This window comes from Moraxella sp. I5G (assembly GCF_055193055.1).
The window spans coordinates 1-1,934 of sequence record NZ_JBUXLH010000033.1 but is presented as its reverse complement, the minus strand read 5'-3'; the positions used below and the strand labels follow the sequence as shown (position 1 = coordinate 1,934).

Sequence of the window (1,934 nt, the reverse complement as noted above, 5' to 3'; positions counted from 1 at the left end):
GTCAATCCCTCTCATTTGAGTAGTCAATCCCTCTCATTTGAGTAGTCAATCCCTCTCATTTGAGCGTTGGAAACCCATGCTACATATGGTCTCCAAGAACCCTAAAAACTAATAAAAACTATTAAAAAACTTAAAAACGCTTCTTAAGAAAAATTTTCGATTTTGACCTTAAAAAACAACTTTCAAATAGAAAAATTCCTTCTTTGTAAAAACAAATAAAATAAAAACAACTGAAAAAATAACAAAAGACAAGAGAAAAGAAAATATAATAGCATTAATTACACTCAAAAAAACTCATTACCACAGTCGTTACCCTATTGAAAGTTTACAATGAAATCTGCTAAACATACCAAAGCAATTAAAATCCAACTAATTGAGTAAGAACATCAAACCTTAAAAAACAAGAAAAAAGGACAAATTATGATCATTCCACCAAATCAACCAAAATAGAAGCTTAAATATGTTTATTGTAAATAATAGTCAGTGTTTAAATATCAACACAGATGTTTCCGATCAAGATTTGAACTATGAATTATCTATCCCTCAAAAATCTCAACCATTTGTTTGGTCTGAAAATTTAGATTATTTCTTAGAAATTTGTCAAGATGCAATCAATAGCTTTATCGATGATTGCAAAGAAGATAGTTTCGAGGATTTGGATGAAATTAATTTAGGGTATTTATATACATTAAACCTACCAAGAGCTAATTTTTTAGCCAAACAGCATCCTGATTTATTCTGTCATTTAATGAATTTTGCTCATAATCTATTCATTTTTCCACCATTTTTTTATCATAGAGAGCGTTTAGTAATAAGTGAAAAAACATTCCTAATAAACCCAATTACTAACATTTACATCAAAGATAATCAAATAGTTATGGAAGGATTTGGATACTTTATTAAGGATAGAGATGATTGTTTTTATACAAGCACTCAAGATTTTTTAAATAAAGAAAATATTTACATTGAACGCCGTTCAACCAAAACTAGCAAATGAGGTAAGTTATGAATGATTTAGTGCAAACCCTACTATCCATCAAAAATCCACGCAACAACTTCATCGAACGCCCTGAACTGATTCAGGGCTATACCGAAGAAGAAATCAAACAAATAGAACAAAAATATAACATTTCTATTCATGGTCAATTTAAAGAACTATTAATGACGATGGGTAAGTGTTCGGGTGGGTTGTTATTTGATAATATATACATATATAGGAATACAATGTCTGAATATTATTTTCATCCAAAATCCAACTTAGAAATACAAAATGATCCAGATTGTCAAGAGTTTATCAAGAATGTTGGAAATGTTGATTTGGTTGAAAAGAAATATTTTGTTATTGCCGCCATTAATGAGCATATTATTCAATATTTTATGTTTTTAGCAGATTGCAATGATATTGTTTACGAGTGGGATGGCAATACTGATGAAGTTAGAGAATTTGGCACTCTATTTGATTTTTTAAAATATTATCGCCAAATCACCACTTCAAAAATCACAGGAAAGCATCATAATGACTTTAAAGAATTAACCACAGGTCATTTGTTATAAACAATTTAAATGACACATAAATAAGAAGCAACTTCCCAAGATAGCGCAAGGCCTTACCGCTCATGCCAATCTTGGCAAAGGCAGCAGCACAGAAACTGCCACAACTCACACCAACACCACCGTCAAGGTAGCTGGTACCACGCATAATGACATCGCAGGTAATTTTACCTTAGATGGTGCCAATCTAACTACTAAACACCTAACAGGTGCGGTAGATGGTGATTTAATCGTTAAAAGCCGTCAAGACACTTATCAGTACGACAGCAAACAACAAAACATCGGCGGCAGTGCTGACATTGATTTTAGTGGTAAGCTACAAAATGCCAACATCAACACTGGCAAACAGCAGTTAAACGCCCAGTATGCCCAAGTAACCAATC

General features: G+C 32.1%; 3 protein-coding genes. All 3 read left to right on the top strand.

Annotation, left to right across the window (positions count from 1 at the left end; translation table 11 throughout):
• Positions 1-460 precede the first annotated feature (460 nt).
• The gene (locus ACZBKJ_RS09770) at positions 461-997 is read left to right on the top strand and encodes a hypothetical protein (RefSeq protein WP_463200900.1); all 537 of its coding nucleotides are present in this window, start codon (positions 461-463) and stop codon (positions 995-997) included.
• Between the two features lie 8 nt (positions 998-1,005).
• Complete coding sequence (locus ACZBKJ_RS09765) at positions 1,006-1,554, top strand: SMI1/KNR4 family protein (protein ID WP_463200898.1); 549 nt, start codon at positions 1,006-1,008, stop codon at positions 1,552-1,554.
• A 16-nt stretch (positions 1,555-1,570) separates the two neighbouring features.
• On the top strand, positions 1,571-1,934 hold a 364-nt coding region (locus ACZBKJ_RS09760), incomplete at its 3' end, for a hemagglutinin repeat-containing protein (RefSeq protein ID WP_463200901.1).

What these genes read in the sequence shown, in the direction of transcription:
- ACZBKJ_RS09765 (WP_463200898.1), top strand. Translation starts at nt 1,006, where the DNA reads ATGAATGATTTAGTGCAAACCCTACTATCCATCAAAAATCCACGCAAC.
- ACZBKJ_RS09770 (WP_463200900.1), top strand. Translation starts at nt 461, where the DNA reads ATGTTTATTGTAAATAATAGTCAGTGTTTAAATATCAACACAGATGTT.